We start from the raw sequence: 18,202 nt of genomic DNA on the forward strand, positions 1-18,202 counted from the left end.
TGCCAGGATAGAGGACATGGACATAATGATCCTTCCACCAGCTGGTATTACAGACTTCCAGATTCTTGAAAGTGAAGATAGAGGAGGCTTTACACCTCTTTCGCCTGACATAGCCATATGTGATGACTGTCTGAGAGAACTCTTTGACCCATCTGACAGAAGGTATCTTTATCCCTTCATAAATTGCACAAACTGTGGACCAAGATATACCATAACAAAAGCAGTTCCCTATGATAGGCCTAACACAACCATGAATGTCTTTAAGATGTGCAGTGATTGTGAAGAAGAATATCATAATCCACTTGACAGGAGATTTCATGCTCAGCCCAATGCCTGCCCTGAATGTGGACCCCAGATAACACTTCTGTTTCAGGATAAGCGCTTCCAGAAAAATGAAGCAATAGAAAGAACAGTAGAGATACTAAAAGATGGAGGCATTGTGGCAATAAAGGGTATCGGTGGATTCCATCTTGCCTGCGATGCAGAAAAGGATAACACAGTAAGAAGACTGAGAGAAAGGAAAAGAAGAAGCAACAAACCCTTTGCCCTCATGTCACCAGATATTGAACATATTAGATTCTTTGCCCATATAGCAAAGGAAGACGAAAGACTGCTTCTCTCAAAGGAAAGGCCCATAGTCCTTTTGAAAAAAAGATATCCTGAAGCTCTGAGCCCTGCTATTGCTCCCCTGAACGGCTATCTCGGGTTTATGCTTCCCTATTCTCCCCTTCACTACCTTTTATTTTATTATCCTCAGGGTCAGGATAATAAACCTAATTTCAAGGCACTTGTCATGACCAGTGGCAATATCAGTGAAGAACCAATTGTAATAGATAATGAAGAGTCCCTAAAGAGACTTTCCGGTATTGCCGATGCCTTTCTCTTTTATAACAGGGATATTTTCATGAGGGTTGATGACAGTGTTGTATTTACATTAGAATCAGACAGGACATACTCTTGTAAATTTTTTTTCATAAGGCGTTCGAGGGGATATGCGCCTGGAATAATAAACCTTCCGGACAGGGGACCTGAAGTCCTTGCAACCGGTGCAGACCTGAAAAACTCCTTTGTCCTTACAAAGGAAAATCATGCAATACTTAGCCAGCACATAGGAGATATGGAAAACTATGAAACACTGAAATTCTTTGAAGAGACCCTTGAGAATCTCAGATCAGTATACAGGATAAACCCTGTGTCAATTGCCTGTGACAGGCATCCAGAATATCTTTCAACAAGATGGGCAGAATCACAGGGTTTAAAGGTTTATAAATTCCAGCACCACCATGCACATATTGCCTCTGTGATGGCGGAACACGGGCTTAGAAAACCTGTTATCGGTGTTGCCATGGATGGCACCGGTTATGGAACTGATGGTACCATATGGGGAAGTGAGTTCTTGATTGTAAAAACCTCAGAATTTATGAGAATGGGTAGATTCAAACCAGTTGCCCTTCCGGGTGGAGAAAGAGCAATAAAAGAGACCTGGCGCATAGCCCTTTCAATTCTTAATGAGATAACAGGTTCCCGGGTATGGGATTATGTAGAGCTTGCAGGTTTTGATAAAAGATACGGCAGGGATAAGGTAGAGAATATACTTAAGATCTTAACCGATAGGACCATCTCTCCTCTGAGTTCAGGAGCTGGAAGATTTTTTGATGCAATAGCAGCCCTTACAGGCATATGCGATAAAAACACCTTTGAGGCAGAGGCACCTATTGCCCTTGAATCAATTATCGATGAATCGATAACTGAGGACTATGCCATTGATATGGTTTTTAAAGATGATTTGATTGAGATTGATATCTCTTCCATAATACCGGCTTTCATGGAAGATATAAAAGAAGGTGTTAATCCTTCCGTTATATCCACAAAGTTTCATAATACCTTTATCAATTCCATTGTAAGGGCCGTTGCCAAAATATCAATGCTTACAGGGATAAGGGATGTTTGTTTGTCCGGTGGTGTTTTTCAGAACAGATATATATTAAAAAATGTTATTTTAAGGCTAACAGAAGGAGGTCTTGAGGTTTATACAAACAGGGCATTACCACCTAACGATGCATCTATAGCCCTGGGTCAGGCGTATATTCTTAGGGAGATGCTTAAAGGGTAGATATGAAGGAGCTTGCAGAGCTGATTAAAAAATTTTCCCGTTTATTAAAAAGAGAGATAAGACTTATGGAGGTATGCGGAACACATACAGTTGCCATATTCAGAAGCGGTATAAGATCAATTCTACCTGAAAACATAAAACTCCTGAGCGGACCTGGCTGTCCGGTATGCGTCACACCCCATGAGGATATTGATATGGCAATTGAGCTATCAAAAAACAGAGATGTTATTCTCCTTACCTTCGGTGATATGATGAGGGTTCCGGGGACAAAGGGCTCCCTTCAATCAGCGAGGGCTGAAGGCTCTGATATAAGGGTTATATATACACCAATGGATATGATTGATATAGCCCTTTGTGAACCTCAAAAGACTGTAATCTTTTTTGCAGTGGGCTTTGAGACCACATCTCCACTCATAGCAGGTACACTCTTTCTTGCCGAGCAGAATAATATTAAAAATCTCTTTATCTATTCATGTCATAAACTTGTACCGCCAGCACTCAGAGCATTGCTAGAGGATAAAAATATCAGGATAGATGGTCTGATCCTTCCAGGACATGTAAGTACCATTATTGGTTCAGAACCCTACAAGTTTATCAAGGATGAATATCATGTACCATCTGTAATTTCAGGATTTGAACCTGATGACATACTGCAATCTATAGCCATCTTGATTGAAAATATAATCTCGGAAAAATCCGAACTTACCATTCAATATACAAGATCTGTTAGACCTGAGGGAAACAAAAAGGCTTTAGATATACTTTACAGATTCTTTGAGCCAGCTGATGCATGGTGGAGGGGAATAGGGATTATTCCTGACAGTGGTCTCAGGTTGAAAGATGAATACAGAAATAGAGATATCATTGAGAGGTTCGGCATAAAAATGGACTACAGAGACCGGTCACCGCTTAAGGGTTGCCGATGTGGAGATGTCCTTAAAGGAAAAATCATTCCTCCGGACTGCCCCTTATTTAAAAAGGTATGTACACCTGAGAATCCTGTGGGTGCCTGCATGGTTAGTGTGGAGGGAAGCTGTTCAGCTTATTACAAGTATTACGAGCCTTCCTTCTTCACTTCCTCAAGATAGAGTTCTCCTGTATCATAATCATAGGCAAAGAGCTCAGCATACCTGCCCCAGTCAATAGCTGTCTCGAGCTGGTTCCAAGCCTCCTCTTTTGTAAAGTGGTTTTCAAGTATCTCGATAAAGAAATCCTCTGATATTCTGTGTTTTGCACTCTGTGAAAGGACCTGGACAATCTGCTTTATTAGCTGGATATTATTAATGGCCATGTCCCTAAAGAGTTCCTTTTTGCTCAGGGTATCTGCTTCTGCAAATATCTTTCCCTGCTCTGTAAGGATTATATCACCCTCTCTTATCTCTGCAAGTCCGAGAAAGACAGCTGCCTCTGTAAGAGGGAATATGTCATCCACCTCCATGCTCAGGTCAGAAGCAAGCTGGGGTATGTCTGCCCTTCCACCCTTGTCATAGACAAGTTCTATAAGACCGCTTATTGCACCGATCTTTGCATGGGGAAGGAACTGATATCTCTCCTTTCTCACAAGGAATGGAACCTCTTCTGGTGGTTTGGTAAGAATAATATAAAGCTCATCAAGTAAATACTTGAACTCCTTTGAGTTCCTGTCCCTGGGCTGGGGAAGGGTGACAACGAAATCTGCCTTTATTTTTCCAGGATTATGGCTCATGACAATTATCCTGTCTGAAAGCTCAATAGCCTCCTCTATATTGTGTGTTACGAGAATTATGGATTTCGTAGGCATTCTCTTTTTCAGCCAGAGGTCTATTATTTCACTCCTTAAGTTCTCTGCTGTTAGGATGTCAAGGGCAGAAAAGGGCTCATCCATGAAGAGTATCTCTGGCTCCACTACAAGTGCCCTTGCAATTCCTACCCTCTGCTTCATGCCTCCAGAAAGCTCTCTCGGATAGGCCTCCTCAAAACCATCAAGCCCGACAAGGTCTATAACCTTGAGCGCTTTATCACGGGCAATATCTTTGGGAATATCCTTTGCCAGAAGACCTACCTCAACATTCTCAAGAACGGTTAGCCAGGGAAAGATCGCAAAGTTCTGAAAAACCATACCGATTTTGGGTTTTTGATTATTCAGGGGTTTGCCGTGATAAAGGACTTCTCCCGAGGTGGGTTCAGCAAGACCTGCAAGAATCCTCAAAAGAGAAGACTTCCCTGCACCCGAAGGCCCAACAATTGATATTATCTCTCCTTCCTCAACTGAAAAGGTTATATCCTCAAGCACGCGGAGGCTCTTTCCTCCTGCCATTGGAAAGGATTTATATATATTCTTTGCCTCAAGTATGGTCATTCCAGCCTGTACCTCTCTCTGGCAATCTGGAACATCCTTTTCCATAATAATCTGTTTATGCTGACCACAATTATAGCCATAGTAAGGGTACTTGCAAGAAGCAGCCTGTAATTCCCCTCAATAGTAGCCTCACTTATCAGATTACCAAGACCCGTTGTTGTAAGGGTCTTACCACCAAAAGTCACATGCTCGGCAACTATTGTTGAATTCCATGCTCCACCAGTAGCAGTAATCAGACCGGTAACGAGATAGGGAAAAATTCCAGGTATTATCAGAACCTTCCACTTCATTAATCCCTTTATGCCATACACCCTGGCTGCCTCCCTGAGATCTGCAGGTATGGCAGATGCTCCTGCTATTACATTAAAAAGAATATACCACTGGGTGCCAAGAAGCATAAGGAAGATAGCACCGATATCGAGACCACCGCCGAGCCTTATAAGGAATAGTATTATAACAGGAAAGACAGCTGTTGCTGGAATTGCGGCAAGTATCTGTATCACAGGAGCGAGAAATTTTGCAACCTCTCTGTTTAATCCTATAAGAACACCGAGTGGCACAGTCCATACTAAAGCCAGTAGTATTGCAGCACCTGTCCTCAACATTGAAAAAAAGGATGCCTTCAGGATCATAAGGTACTCATTAAGAGAAAGGGATACCAGAGATCCTATTGCTCTTATGGATGCCCATGCAAAGAGTGCAAGTATTGAGCCAGTGACAAAAAAATTAATTAACCTCCTCAAAGGACTGTAAGTCTCCTTTTCCTCTCTTTTCCTGAAGTACCTTTCAATCCTTCTGTTAAGTCTTGATGCACCATCAATAATCCATTTCTGCAGCGTAGATTTTCTCAGAAGGTTCAATACAAAAGACTCAGGTTCATCCTCGGTGGCAACCGTATCAAATCTGAATTTCTGAGACCAGGCAATTAGTGGCCTCCAGAGAAAAATATCAAAAAGAATTATTATAAATACCATTGTGCCAAGACCCAGTAATACCAGTTTTATATCACCTTGATTAGCTGCTGTCTGTATGAAAGAACCCAGACCTGGAAGTCTGAAATCCCTGGCTTTCAGGACAAACATTTCACAGGCCATAAGAAAAAACCATCCTCCGGAGATAGACATCATGCTGTTCCATACAAGACCTATAGCACTGAAGGGTAGCTCTATCTTAATAAATCTCTGATATCTTGAAAGTCCATATACGCTCGCCACATGTCTCAGTTCCCTTGGAAGTGTATTCAGGGAATTATAATAACTGAATGCCATATTCCAGACCTGACCTGTAAAGATAAGTAGAATGGATGCAAGCTCCACTCCCACCCTAGAATTAGGAAAGAGAGCTATCATGGCAAGTACAACGCCAGGCAGAAAGGAAAGGACGGGTATAGATTGAAGGATGTCAAGCAGAGGTATCATTATCTTTTCATGAAGTTTCGATTTATGTGCAGTATACCCATACCACAAGGCGAATACAAAGGAAAGGATATAGGCTGCAAATATTCTGAATATGGAATTTATAGAATAAAGGGGCAGACTCGAAACAGAAAGGTCTATCTCAACAGCGGGCTGCATCTCAGCACGCCAGCCAGAGGCAATAAAGATAATGATGTAAAGAATAGTGGCTATAAAGACAAAGACCACTATGTCAATTACATTAAATCTTGGTTTAATATCAGGTATATCTATATGAAAGGGCAGTTTGAACATGGCAATATTATACTTCAGACTTAAGACTTTAGGCTACAGATAGTAAAAATAAAATTTGCATCAGATTCTTGCTTTAAGAAAAATTCTTATTGACAGTATACAGAGGATTTTGATATTTTTATCCTGATGAGAAAAAAATTAATATTTCTCTTTCTTTCCTACATGATTCTTATAAATTCTGCACTGGCTCTTGAAATATCACCACAGCCCATTGCACCCTATGGCCTCTTTTCTACATTTAGTGCAGAAACATTGAAGACAGGATATTCTGCCTATGCCCTGAGTATCGAAAAGTCAATAGAACCAGATTATTACATTAACAGGCTCAGCCTTGCCTACGGGATAAATGAAAAATTGGAATTCGGCCTATCCATTCCCTATGTTATAGAGGACAGTACAGATGGCCTAGGTGATGCATCCTTTGGCTTTAAATATAAATTTATTGAACAGGGAAAGATAGGACCTTCTTTTACCATTCTCTTATANGCCTCCCCGCCTACAGGTAAAGATGCCTTCAGCGCGGAGGGAAGATTCGGGCTCGGTGGTTTCCTTACAAAAAAGGTAGGACCTATAACTGGACATCTTAATCTTATATACACGAAGCCCGGGTCCAGTTCATTAAAGGACGAGATAGTGATTACAGGAGGTTTTGATTTTTCGGCATCTCACAGTTTTGACCTCATAGGTGAGATTTATGCTCTTAAACCCCATACGAGCAACTCCTTTGAACTTGTTGAAGGAAGATTTGGTTACCGTCTTAAGACAACTGATTATATCTTCACCACTATAGGCATAGGCACAGATCTGAAGAACAGGACTCCAGAATACAGATTCTTCTTCTCTGTAAGTTTCTTGCCCTTTAAAGAAGAAGAAACTGAAAAGATAGAGATACTCAGGGAGACAGAGTGATGTTTGATATAGGCATGCAGGAAATAATAGTTATTATTATTGTTGCACTTCTCGTATTCGGGCCGAAGAGATTACCAGAATTAAGCAGGACCATTGGAAAAGGCATCGCTGACTTGCGGAGGGCTGTAGAAGAGGCCAAATACCAGGTTGACAGGGAGTTAAGAGCAGAGGAGGAAGAGATATTATATAAGGTTGAAATTCCCGAAAAAGGGGAGGACAATATAGAAAAATCCGAAGCAGACTCCTCATCAGAATCATCAAAAAAATAAATGAAGTCAACCGAAGACCATAAAATGCCCTTCACAGAGCATCTTGCTGAGCTTAGAAAAAGGATACTCATATCCTTAGGTTTCCTTCTATTTTTCTTTGTTCTTTCTTTTAATTATTCTGAACACATATTCAGCCTTCTCTTGCTCCCCATGAAAAAGACTGTTACTATTATTAAAGAGCCACCTTATATAGTCCTCACACCAACAAATATAAAAAATCAGAATCTTGTATTTCTCGGTCCTGCTGAAGCCTTCTGGATGCATCTGAAGATTTCTTTCATATCAGGACTTATAATATCCCTCCCTGTGGTATTCTATCAGCTATGGAAGTTTGTGTCCCCTGGTCTCTTACCAAAGGAAAGAAAATACCTTCTTCCCTTTGTTGTGAGTGCCTCGGGTCTTTTCTTTGTAGGAGCATCATTCTGTTTCATAATAGTTCTTCCTTTTGCCATGAACTTCCTTCTCACCTATAAGACAGAACATCTCATTCCAATGATCTCAGTTGGAAAGTATGTTGATTTCTGTCTGAAATTCATCCTTGCCTTTGGTGCAATATTTGAACTTCCTCTTATAATATTATTTCTTTCAAGGATGGGCATAGTAAGACCAGAAACGCTGGCAAGACACAGGAAGTATGCCATACTCGGTGCCTTTGTAATAGCTGCAATTCTAACTCCCACACCTGATGCCTTTAATCAGACTCTAATGGCTGTGCCAATAGTACTTCTCTATGAGGTAGGTATAATTATATCAAGGCTCTTTGTAAGGAGGAAGAATGGCTAATGTAAGGGGAAAAAGCCTGGAGGCAATAGCGAAGGATATATCAGATGGCTATCTCACTGTGAATCCCATATTTTTAAAAAGTCTTGATGAAGAATCAATAAAAGGACTCTATCAGGCAATACAGAAGATACAATCTGTTATCAGGGGTGAGAAATTTCCTTTTAATGATATTGAGGCAATTAGAACAAGGAATATGAGGCTTCAGAGACTTCATCTCGCTCTCGTGGTATTAAAAAACTTTGCCAGGGAGAGGAAGATAATCCTTGTCTGAGTTTTCTACCGTAAGAGAACTCATCCAGACGCTTCTTAGGACAAAGAAGCTTATGAGGATGTACCCCGAAAATAACCCTATGTACATCAAAGCTGTTAATGATATGTATGAAAAATTTGAAGAAGTATTCCAGAGTACGGGAAAGGATATAAACCTGCATATAAAGCAGTATGAAATATTCTTTGAGGGTGAACAGGTATACCATAATCCAGAAAAGAGTGATAACATTGCCCTCTTTTTCTTTAAGGACGGAATAAGGGAATTAAAATTTTTGAAAGCCATAGATAAGGATGAACTTGAAGCATTTATGAAGATAATCAGCCTTGATGAAAAGGATCTTGTAGATGATGATATAGTTACCCTTCTCTGGGAAAGGGATTTTCAACATATAAAATATGTCGTCGATGAATCAATTCTCACAGAGGACGAAGAATATGAACTGAGGGCAACAGAAAAAGTTCTGGAAGAACAAACCTCTGCTGATGAACTTATGAAGGCTTACAGGGATGCCATGAATGCTGACGGCGTGAAGGCTACCCAGATAGTACCTCTAACAGATGATGATCTCAAGATCCTGATGAAGGAATTTGAAAAGGATTCAGAGCCGAAATTAAAGAAACTTGTATATATATTGTCGGAGATTCTCTATTTCGGTCTTGACAAAAAGGAATTTGAAGAGTTTCTTCTGGTAATCAAGTCAGTGCTTGAGTACGCAATCAGGATTGCAGAAATAGAGAGTGCAGTGGAGATATTAAAAATTATAAAGACGGCTATTGATGATAAAGAATTGCCCTATGATTCAAAAATACATTTAAGAAAGGTTATAGAATACGGAGGTTCTGAAGGGATCATAAAGGTGCTGGGTGAGGTTATAGACAGGATTGAAATAGATCAAAATATTGTTCGAGAATATATCGAGCAACTTGAAAAGAATGCTATAAAACCCCTTATAGAAATTCTTGGTGACCTGAAAAACATGAAGGCAAGAAAAATGATTATAGATGGTCTGGCCATACTCGGCAAAAGGGATATGCAGAATCTTGTTAGGGGTCTCTCTGACGAAAGATGGTATGTTGTAAGGAATATAGTCTATGTATTGAGACTAATAGGAGATAAGAGGGCTCTGGAATATTTATTAAAAACAATAAAACATCCTGATATGAGGGTAAGAAGGGAGGTTATAAAGACCCTGGGTGAGATAAAGGCACCACAATCTGTAACAATCCTCAGAGAGCATCTCAATGACCCCGATCCTCAGATCAGGATAGCCACAGTTAGAGCACTGGGCAGTATCCACACAGAAGCGGCAAAGAGACTCCTTCTTCAGAAACTCAGCACAAAGGAATTCCTCCATAGAGGGCTTGAGGAAAAGAAAGAATATTTTGAGGTTCTTTCCACCTGGAGGGATCAGGAGGTTATAGATTTTTTTCTGAAGACACTAAAGAAAAATACATTATTTAACAGATCAAAAAACTATGAAAACAGGGCATGTGCAGCATATGCCCTTGGACTGATCGGGTCAAAGGAACATTTAAAGATATTAAAAAAATATGCTGACTCCGGGAATCCTGTTTTTAGAGAACATGTAAGAAATGCAATACTGAGACTTGAGGCATCCCATGGAAGAAATTAAAAAAGCAATCGATATTATAAGCAATCTTGCCATACTCCTCAGGACATCTCAGGTCCATGATATAAATAACATAGCTGTCCAGAATCTAACAGAAAAGGTTGCAGGCATCATAAATGAATTTTTAAAAGAAGAAAGGCTGCTCCAAATAGACCTGGTTGGCGAGTTCTTTTATGCCAATGATACGAGACTAAAGTATTCTATAGAACATCTTCTTAACTTTGACTTTCTTGCCAGGGAATTAAAGAAGAGAACTCTTGGCACACTCATTTTTAAAGAGCGAATAGATCCAGAGGACATAAAAACATTCATAAAAGCATTCAACACAGCGGGTTTTTCAAAGGATCCCTTGAAGACAATGTTTGATTCTATGAAGCATATAAGAACAATAACAGTTGATAGATTAAAAAGGGTCAAAGAGGATGAATCTGTTGACATGAGAAAAATCGTTAAAAAGACCTATTTCAATGCAGTCTCCTTCTCCAGGGGTCTGATGAATAAGATAAAGGCAAAAGAGGCTGTTAATATAAAAAAGGCTAAAAGAATAGTTGAATCCATGGTAGATCTTATTCTGGAAGAAGAACAGCTTTTTCTAGGTATGACTGCAATAAAGGATTACGATGAATACACCTATCACCATTCTGTAAATGTGAGTGTCCTTGCTATTGCCCTTGGGCAGCGGCTCGGTCTCAGCAAAAAGGCACTTAATGAACTTGGCCTTGCTGCACTTTTTCATGATATAGGAAAGGTTGAGGTCCCCATTGAGATACTGAATAAACCCACAGCATTCACAGAAGATGAATGGCTGATAATGAGAAAACATCCCCAGTGGGGTGTAAAGGCCCTTCTCAGTTTAAAGGCGCCTGATCCTTTGCTGGTCAGATCTGCTATTGTGGCCTTTGAGCATCACCTGCATTATAATTATTCTGGCTATCATAGAATAAAGAAAAAGGAAGAACAGGACCTATACTCAAGGATAGTAACAATAGCAGATCAGTATGATGCCATGACTTCTTCAAGGGTCTATTCAAGGGTGCCACTCCCACCGGACAAGGCACTGAGTATACTTATTGAACGCAGTGGCACTCAGATTGACCCTCTCCTTCTAAAATTTTTTATAAATATGGTTGGTGTATATCCCATCGGCTCAATGGTTCTTCTAAATACGAATGAACTTGGAATCGTCTATCAGAGCAATCCGGCCTTTCCTGAAAGACCAAGAGTAAGGATAATTATGGACAGTTCAGGTAAACAGACAGATACAACGGTTGATCTTACAGAAAGGGATAGTGAAGGAAGGTTTATAAGGAACATTGTGAAGACGCTTGATTATACAAAATACAGGATAAATCTCGCTGAATATCTCATGTGATTCTAATGTATTTTTTTAAAAAATCAATTAGTCTCTTAATATTCTCTTCATCATCAAGACAGTGTCTGTCTTCACATACCTGAGGAAAACAGGGTTTACATCCTGAAGGTCTTAGCTGTATAAGCCTTTCACCAACAGGTTTCCATATAACAGGGTCAGTCGGTCCGTATATCACAACAGTCTTAACTCCTAGATAAGCACTGAGATGGGCAAGGCCACTGTCAGCACCAATGAAAAGTCTAGCAACCCTTAAAAGGGCTGCTGTCCTCAAAATATCACTGTCAAAATAAAAAGGTTTCAAATGTTCAGATATCCAGAAATCAGCCTCTCCTGCAACAGTGACAGAGTCAGGAAATAATTCGATTAACTTGAGAAATAAAGAAGCCGGAAGATTCTTCTTTTTTGAGCCGCTTGATGGGTGAATTATGATTTTATCTCTGAAAAATTCCTGTCCAGGTGTAACTTTTCTTTTAAGCCTTTCACTGTTAAGTGGCAGGGTATTCGAAAAAGGTATGCCATAAAGGCCGAGCTCTCTGAGATAATACTCAACTATCCACTCCCTTTTTTTAGGAAAGGGACTGATTATTCTTGAGCCCTTATTTTCTTCATTAGCAAATCCTATTATTATCCTGAGATCGAAATCCCCATCAGGTGGTTCAGAAATAATCCTGTCGATCCATCCAGCCTCAAGACCGAGCTTTAGATAGTCTCTGTTACCTGAAACAGAGTTATGGTATCCCTCTTTTTTCAGGATTTCTAAAAGAGGAAAGACCAGAAGGGTATCACCAAGTCCGCCTCTTCTGTAAATGAAGGCTTTTTTCATATGTTACAATTATATATGATAACAATTGTTGGTGCAGGACTTGCTGGTAGCGAGGCTGCCTGGCAGATTGCAAAAAGGGGGATTCCTGTTAAACTCTATGAAATGCGACCAGAAAAATTCACAGAGGCGCACAGAACAGGTCTCTTTGCTGAACTTGTCTGCTCCAATTCATTAAAATCAATGGAGGAGACTTCACCGTCCTGGATTCTGAAACAGGAGCTTCTAATGGCAGGTTCTATTATAATGGAGTCAGCTCTCATTAACAGGATTCCGGCAGGTAAGGCACTGGCAGTTGATAGAGAAGGTTTCAGCATGTACATAACTGAAAAACTCACTAACATGAAAAATATCGAGATTATAAGAAAGGAAATAAGGTTTATACCTGATGGGCTTACCATAATAGCCACTGGTCCGCTTACATCAGAAGCACTTTCAGAGGAACTGAAAGAAATAATAGGCAAGGAAGATTTATATTTTTACGATGCCATAGCACCAGTTATTGATGCAGATAGTATTGATTATTCAAAAGCATTCTTTCAGTCACGATACCAGTCTGATATTTCCAATGGAGATTACCTGAACTGCCCTCTTAACGAGGAAGAATACAGAAGATTTTATGAAGCACTTATTGAAGCTGACAGACTTACACCCAGACCTTTTGAAAAGCTTAAAGTCTTTGAATCCTGCATGCCTGTCGAGACCATTGCGGAAAGAGGATATGATACCTTAAGATTCGGGCCTATGAAACCTGTCGGACTTATTGACCCCAGAACAGGAAGAAGGCCCTTTGCAGTTGTACAGCTCAGACCTGAAAACAAAGAAAAGACAGCATACAATATGGTCGGTTTTCAGACCCGTCTTAGATACCCTGAACAGGAAAGGGTTTTCAGATTGATTCCCGGTCTTGAAAGAGCAGTATTTCTGAGATACGGAAGTATTCACAGAAATACCTATCTTAATGCACCAAGGGTATTAAATAATGACCTAAGTCTTAAAAATAAAAAAGAGACCTTCATCGCAGGTCAGCTAACAGGTGTTGAGGGATATCTTGAGTCAACTGCCATGGGTTTAGCAGCAGCCTTTAATGTCATTAGAAAACTAAGAGATAAAGAACCACTAATACCACCTCCCACAACAGCCCACGGTAGTCTTTTAAGATACCTGAGGGAGAGCAATCCAGTAAACTTCCAACCAACAAATATAAATCTCTCCCTCTTTCCTCTTTCTGACATCAAGATAAAAGACAGGCTCCTGAGAAAGAAATTCATTGCTGAAAGAGCACTGAAAGACTGGGAAGAATACCTGAGGAGGGTGGATGAATAAAGAATCATTGCTGATCAGGAATTTTCTATCATATCTAAAAAATACAAAGGGATATTCTGAACATACACTAAGGGCTTACGGAAGGGAGTTAAAGGATTTCATAAGCTTCACAAAAAAAAATATACTCACAACCGATATATATGACATAAGAGGCTATATAGCTCATCTTTCATCAAAGCGACTCCAGAAAACCTCTATTTCTCGTGCACTCTCATCAATAAGATCCTTTTACAGATATCTTCACAGAGAAGGTTATATAAAGAAAAATCCAGCAAAACTTGTGGCCCATCCAAAAACACCCAGGAAACTTCCGATTTTTCTTACGGTAGATGATGCCTTCAGTCTTGTAGAAATTCCGGAGAGGGTAACAAAGGCGAATGACTTCATTTTAGCAAGAGACAGGGCAATCCTTGAAACCCTTTACGGAACTGGCCTCAGGGTCAGCGAGCTCACAGCCCTTAATATGGAAGATGTAAACCTGAAAGAGGGTATCATCAGGGCAAAGGGAAAGGGCAAAAAAGAGAGAATAGTTCCAGTTGGTCAAAAGGCGGTGGAGGCCATGAAGAGATATCTGGGCTTCAGGGCAGGTATCTCAAAAGACAATTCTGCCTTTTTTATTAACAGAAGAGGGGAGAGATTGACAGCAAGGACAGTACATCGTATAGTAATAAAGTATGCAAGGTTTCTGGGTATATCAGGAATAGGACCCCATGGGCTCAGACATACCTTTGCAACTCATTTACTTCAGGCTGGTGCAGACCTGAGGGTTATTCAGGAATTACTTGGGCATTCAAGTCTCTCAACAACCCAGAGATATACCCATATTGACGCAGCTCATTTAATAGATGTCTATGACAGAGCACATCCACTTAGCAGATACAGGGAGGAAAAGAGGTGATAAAGGGAACGACCATATTATGTGTGAAAAGAAACGGCAAGGTTGCCATAGGAGGAGATGGTCAGGTAACCATGGGCAGTACTGTATTAAAACAGAATGCAAGAAAGATAAGGAGAATGTTTTCAGGTAATGTTATTGCAGGCTTTGCAGGCGGAACAGCTGATGCCTTTACCCTTTTTGAAAAATTTGAACAGAAACTCAACGAACACAGGGGAAATCTCACAAAGGCTGCTGTGGAGCTGGCAAAGGACTGGAGAACTGATAGAATCTTAAGAAGACTTGAAGCACTCCTTATAGTAGCTGATAGAGAACACATGTTCATAATCTCTGGAACGGGTGATGTAATAGAACCCGAGGACGGTATTGGAGCAATAGGTTCAGGGGGTCCCTATGCACAGGCAGCTGCAAAGGCACTGATTGAGAATACAGAACTTTCCGCAAAAGAGATTGTAGAAAAGGCAATGAAGATAGCAGCATCCATTTGTATATACACAAATGATAATATAGTTGTGGAGGAACTCTGACATGAAACCATTAGTTGAACAGGATATGGAAAAAGAAGAAGGCCTTACAAAAGAACAGGAGGCACTCACACCAAGAAAGATAGTTGAGGAACTCGACAAATATATAATCGGACAGTCAAGGGCAAAGAGGGCTGTTGCCATAGCCCTAAGGAACAGATGGAGGAGGCAGAAACTTCCAAAGGAACTGAGGGACGAAGTTCTGCCGAAAAATATACTGATGATAGGGCCTACAGGGGTTGGAAAAACAGAGATAGCAAGAAGGCTTGCAAGACTTGCAGGTGCTCCCTTTGTAAAGGTGGAGGCATCAAAGTTCACAGAAGTAGGATATGTGGGAAGAGATGTAGACTCTATGATAAGAGACCTCGTTGAGGTATCTGTATCAATGGTAAAGGCAGAACACATGGCAAAGGTTCAGGAAAGGGCAAGGCAGCTTGCAGAGGAAAGATTACTTGACATCCTGCTTCCTGTACCAAGGATGCCCAGAAATACTGATGAAGGAGAAAAAGAGAGATTCAGGGAAACAAGGGAAAGGCTGAGGGCTCAGTTAAGAGAAGGGCTTCTTGATGAAAGATATGTAGAACTTGAGTTAAAAGAGAAGATTGTACCCTTTGGTGTTATATCAAATGTAGGACTTGAGGAGCTGGAGATAAATCTTAAAGAAATGCTCGGAGGCCTCCTTCCTGAAAGGTCTAAGAAAAGAAAGGTAAAGGTCTCTGAAGCAATAAATCTACTCACCCAGGAAGAGGCAAATAAACTCATTGACATGGACAGGGTCACAAAGGAAGCAATCCAGAGGGCTGAGCAGAGTGGAATAGTCTTCATTGATGAAATAGACAAGATTGCCTCAAGAGGTGGTCCAAGTTATGGACCTGATGTGTCAAGAGAAGGTGTTCAGAGAGACCTGCTACCGATTGTTGAGGGCTCACAGGTAAATACAAAATACGGTATAGTCAGGACGGACCATATACTCTTCATTGCAGCAGGTGCCTTTCACATGGCAAAACCCTCTGACCTTATTCCAGAACTACAGGGAAGATTTCCCATAAGGGTGGAGCTTGATCCTCTTGGAAAGGAAGATTTCAAAAGAATTCTTACAGAGCCTCACAATGCCCTTATAAAACAGTATATTGCCCTTCTTGAAACAGAAGGTGTAAAGCTCCGTTTCACTGAAGCAGCAATAGATGAGATTGCCTCAATTGCAGCCTCTGTTAACGAAAGGACAGAAAACATAGGAGCAAGAAGACTCCATACAGTGCTTGAAAAACTCCTTGAGGATATATCCTTTGATGCTCCTGAAAAACCAGGTGAGGTAATCATTGACAGAGAAGATGTAAGAAAGAAGCTTATGGATATAGCAGGTGATGAAGACCTCAGCAGATATATATTATAGGGTAGAGGCTGAGACAGGGTTAAGGTTGGTACTGAAAATTAAGAACATGATTTTTTTTTTCAGCCTTAGTCTTGACACTCATTATGCTCTCCTGTACACCTTCCAGGTTTGAATCCAAGGGTTTAAAAACTGCTATTGCCTCCTGGTATGGAGCAGAATTCCATGGAAGGCCGACCTCTTCAGGAGAAATCTTTGATATGTACAAAAAGACATGTGCTCACAGAGAATATCCCTTTGGAACACGCTTGAAAGTCACGAACCTTAACACTAACAAATCAGTAGAATGTATTGTAAATGACAGAGGACCATTTATTCCTGGAAGGGACATAGATCTTTCCTATGGAGCAGCCCGTGAAATAGGCCTTATCGCTACAGGAACAGCTCCTGTTGTAATTGAGCTACTTGGAAGGGATAATAATTATAAAAAGGAAGTCAAAAACCTGAGCATCAGGGGTCCCTACACAATTCAGATTGGGTCTTTCAGGGAAAAGGACAATGCCCTCAGGCTCAAGGATAGCCTGGAGTTAAGATATAAAAATGTCTATATAATTGAAAGCACTGTTAAAAATGATACCTTTCTCAGGGTAAGGATTGGAAAATTTAATAGCCTTGAGGAAGCAATGAAGATAGCAAATAGCCTCGCTGAGGAAGGCTATCCTGCTATAATAGTCCAGACAGAGTAAACTTCTTGACTTACCTTTTATTCAGTAGTAAGATTTATACTGGCATGCCAGTCGAAGGTACTGGCTCATCTCCTTAAAGGAGGATTGAATGAGGTATTTATCTTTAGTATTTATGGTGCTCTTGGGATTCGTAATTGCGTCTCAGACTGAAGCAGTTGACCTAAAATATGCTGGCTCTGTCACAGTACTTGAAGGAATAATGAAGGATGCTGCACCTGCCTTTGAGAAAAAGACAGGATATAAAATAGGCCTTAGCGGTGGAGGATCAGGAGCTGGCATAAAGGCAGTGCTTGGAGGTATTGTTGATATTGGTGGTGTATCAAGGGATTTAAAAAAAGANGAAATTGAGCAGGGTATTGTTGCCTATCCAATTGCCTGGGGTGCTGTTGGAGTTGTTGCCCACAGGGATATACCTTTTGATAATCTTTCTTCAAAGACCATTAAAGATTTAATGACAGGGAAGATCACTAACTGGAAGGAGATAGGAGGACCTGACCTTCCTGTAACTGTAGTAATAAGCACACCCGGCTGTGCCTGCAGAGAGGAATTCCAGGAGATAGTTATGGATAAAGAGCCCTATATTCAGAGTGCAGTAGTATCACCGATGCTTACCCTGAGCGAGACAGTTGGAAATACTCCCGGTGCAATCGGGCCTCTTGCCACAGCAGTAATAGATACAAAGAAGGTGAAGATCATAAAAGTTGACGGCTATCTACCCACACCTGAAAACATAAGAACAAAGAAGTATAAAGTATCACGCCAGATCAATCTCATCACAAAAGGACCTGCTACTGGAAAGGCAAAGGAATTCATTGACTTCATGCTTTCTCCAGAGGGTCAGGCAATTGTGGAGAAAAACGGCTTTGTGAGGGTTAGGTAGGTATGATAAAATTCTCAAGTCTGAGAACAAAAATTAATCTAATTATTATAGCTATCATTGCCACTGTTATGACAATCTCATGGGGATATAACTTTATAGATCATTATAAAGAAGCCAGAAGTGGTCTTGAAGCCAGAGGCCTTGCTATAGCAAGACTGATAAGTGGAATAAGCTCATATAGCCTTCTTACAATGGATTTCACCCTCCTTGATGAGGCATTGAACAGGACCGTTGAACAGGAGGAGATACTTTATATTAAAGTCCTAAAAAAAGATGGCACGGTTTTA

At 40.6% G+C, this 18,202-nt stretch carries 18 protein-coding genes; 15 read left to right on the forward strand and 3 right to left on the reverse strand.

Annotated elements, in window-relative coordinates:
• Both hypF and hypD read left to right on the forward strand, forming a co-directional pair.
• Positions 1 to 2,113 (forward strand): carbamoyltransferase HypF (hypF, locus tag N2257_07615; protein MCX7794250.1); only part of this gene is annotated, 2,113 nt, incomplete at its 5' end.
• A 2-nt stretch (positions 2,114 to 2,115) separates the two neighbouring features.
• Positions 2,116 to 3,201 (forward strand): hydrogenase formation protein HypD, encoded by a 1,086-nt coding sequence (gene hypD / locus N2257_07620; GenBank protein MCX7794251.1) that lies wholly within the window; start codon positions 2,116 to 2,118, stop codon positions 3,199 to 3,201.
• On the opposite strand, the gene N2257_07625 is transcribed toward hypD, so the two are convergent.
• Together N2257_07625 and N2257_07630 are read right to left on the reverse strand one after the other, a co-directional pair.
• A complete protein-coding gene (locus N2257_07625) occupies positions 3,168 to 4,496 on the reverse strand; it encodes a nitrate/sulfonate/bicarbonate ABC transporter ATP-binding protein (protein MCX7794252.1) in 1,329 nt (442 codons plus the stop codon). The two genes, hypD and N2257_07625, sit on opposite strands and share 34 nt — an antisense overlap.
• Positions 4,448 to 6,160: an ABC transporter permease subunit gene (locus tag N2257_07630; protein ID MCX7794253.1), complete on the reverse strand. Its 1,713-nt coding sequence runs from the start codon at positions 6,158 to 6,160 to the stop codon at positions 4,448 to 4,450. Before N2257_07630 ends, N2257_07625 begins: the two co-directional genes overlap by 49 nt.
• A 126-nt stretch (positions 6,161 to 6,286) precedes the next feature.
• Here N2257_07630 and N2257_07635 point away from each other — a divergent pair, with 126 nt between their 5' ends.
• From N2257_07635 to N2257_07660, 6 genes are read left to right on the forward strand one after another with little or no spacing between them, the layout of a single operon-like run.
• Complete coding sequence (locus tag N2257_07635; protein ID MCX7794254.1) at positions 6,287 to 7,069, forward strand: transporter; 783 nt, start codon at positions 6,287 to 6,289, stop codon at positions 7,067 to 7,069.
• Positions 7,069 to 7,338 carry a Sec-independent protein translocase protein TatB gene (gene tatB / locus N2257_07640; protein MCX7794255.1) on the forward strand — a complete coding sequence of 90 codons (270 nt, stop codon included), beginning with the start codon at positions 7,069 to 7,071 and terminating at the stop codon, positions 7,336 to 7,338. Before N2257_07635 ends, tatB begins: the two co-directional genes overlap by 1 nt.
• Before the next feature lie 24 nt (positions 7,339 to 7,362).
• The gene (gene tatC / locus N2257_07645) at positions 7,363 to 8,121 is read left to right on the forward strand and encodes a twin-arginine translocase subunit TatC (GenBank protein ID MCX7794256.1); all 759 of its coding nucleotides are present in this window, start codon (positions 7,363 to 7,365) and stop codon (positions 8,119 to 8,121) included.
• Entirely contained in the window at positions 8,114 to 8,392 is a 279-nt protein-coding gene (locus N2257_07650; GenBank protein MCX7794257.1) for a hypothetical protein, read from the forward strand. The genes tatC and N2257_07650 overlap by 8 nt, the downstream gene beginning before the upstream one ends.
• Positions 8,385 to 10,025 (forward strand): HEAT repeat domain-containing protein, encoded by a 1,641-nt coding sequence (locus N2257_07655; protein ID MCX7794258.1) that lies wholly within the window; start codon positions 8,385 to 8,387, stop codon positions 10,023 to 10,025. Before N2257_07650 ends, N2257_07655 begins: the two co-directional genes overlap by 8 nt.
• Positions 10,012 to 11,394 (forward strand): HD-GYP domain-containing protein, encoded by a 1,383-nt coding sequence (locus N2257_07660; protein ID MCX7794259.1) that lies wholly within the window; start codon positions 10,012 to 10,014, stop codon positions 11,392 to 11,394. The genes N2257_07655 and N2257_07660 overlap by 14 nt, the downstream gene beginning before the upstream one ends.
• Here the strand turns inward: N2257_07660 and N2257_07665 are convergent.
• The gene (locus N2257_07665; protein ID MCX7794260.1) at positions 11,387 to 12,217 is read right to left on the reverse strand and encodes a glycosyltransferase family 9 protein; all 831 of its coding nucleotides are present in this window, start codon (positions 12,215 to 12,217) and stop codon (positions 11,387 to 11,389) included. The genes N2257_07660 and N2257_07665 overlap by 8 nt on opposite strands.
• Before the next feature lie 15 nt (positions 12,218 to 12,232).
• Between N2257_07665 and trmFO the strand changes: the two genes are divergently transcribed.
• The 7 genes from trmFO to N2257_07700 form a co-directional block, all read left to right on the forward strand.
• A complete protein-coding gene (gene trmFO, locus N2257_07670; protein MCX7794261.1) occupies positions 12,233 to 13,540 on the forward strand; it encodes a methylenetetrahydrofolate--tRNA-(uracil(54)-C(5))-methyltransferase (FADH(2)-oxidizing) TrmFO in 1,308 nt (435 codons plus the stop codon).
• A complete protein-coding gene (locus N2257_07675) occupies positions 13,533 to 14,438 on the forward strand; it encodes a tyrosine recombinase XerC (GenBank protein ID MCX7794262.1) in 906 nt (301 codons plus the stop codon). Before trmFO ends, N2257_07675 begins: the two co-directional genes overlap by 8 nt.
• Positions 14,435 to 14,962 (forward strand): ATP-dependent protease subunit HslV, encoded by a 528-nt coding sequence (gene hslV, locus N2257_07680; GenBank protein MCX7794263.1) that lies wholly within the window; start codon positions 14,435 to 14,437, stop codon positions 14,960 to 14,962. Before N2257_07675 ends, hslV begins: the two co-directional genes overlap by 4 nt.
• A 25-nt stretch (positions 14,963 to 14,987) precedes the next feature.
• Positions 14,988 to 16,352 carry an ATP-dependent protease ATPase subunit HslU gene (hslU, locus tag N2257_07685; GenBank protein MCX7794264.1) on the forward strand — a complete coding sequence of 455 codons (1,365 nt, stop codon included), beginning with the start codon at positions 14,988 to 14,990 and terminating at the stop codon, positions 16,350 to 16,352.
• Positions 16,353 to 16,423: 71 nt separating this feature from the next.
• Positions 16,424 to 17,035 carry a septal ring lytic transglycosylase RlpA family protein gene (locus tag N2257_07690; GenBank protein MCX7794265.1) on the forward strand — a complete coding sequence of 204 codons (612 nt, stop codon included), beginning with the start codon at positions 16,424 to 16,426 and terminating at the stop codon, positions 17,033 to 17,035.
• An 88-nt stretch (positions 17,036 to 17,123) separates the two neighbouring features.
• Positions 17,124 to 17,915, forward strand: a complete 792-nt coding sequence (locus N2257_07695) for a phosphate ABC transporter substrate-binding protein (protein ID MCX7794266.1) — start codon at positions 17,124 to 17,126, stop codon at positions 17,913 to 17,915.
• Between the two features lie 2 nt (positions 17,916 to 17,917).
• Positions 17,918 to 18,202, forward strand: a 285-nt coding sequence (locus N2257_07700; GenBank protein ID MCX7794267.1) for a hypothetical protein, incomplete at its 3' end; no start/stop codon positions are given.

It is taken from the genome of Thermodesulfovibrionales bacterium (assembly GCA_026417875.1).
Taxonomy (GTDB): domain Bacteria; phylum Nitrospirota; class Thermodesulfovibrionia; order Thermodesulfovibrionales; family CALJEL01; genus CALJEL01.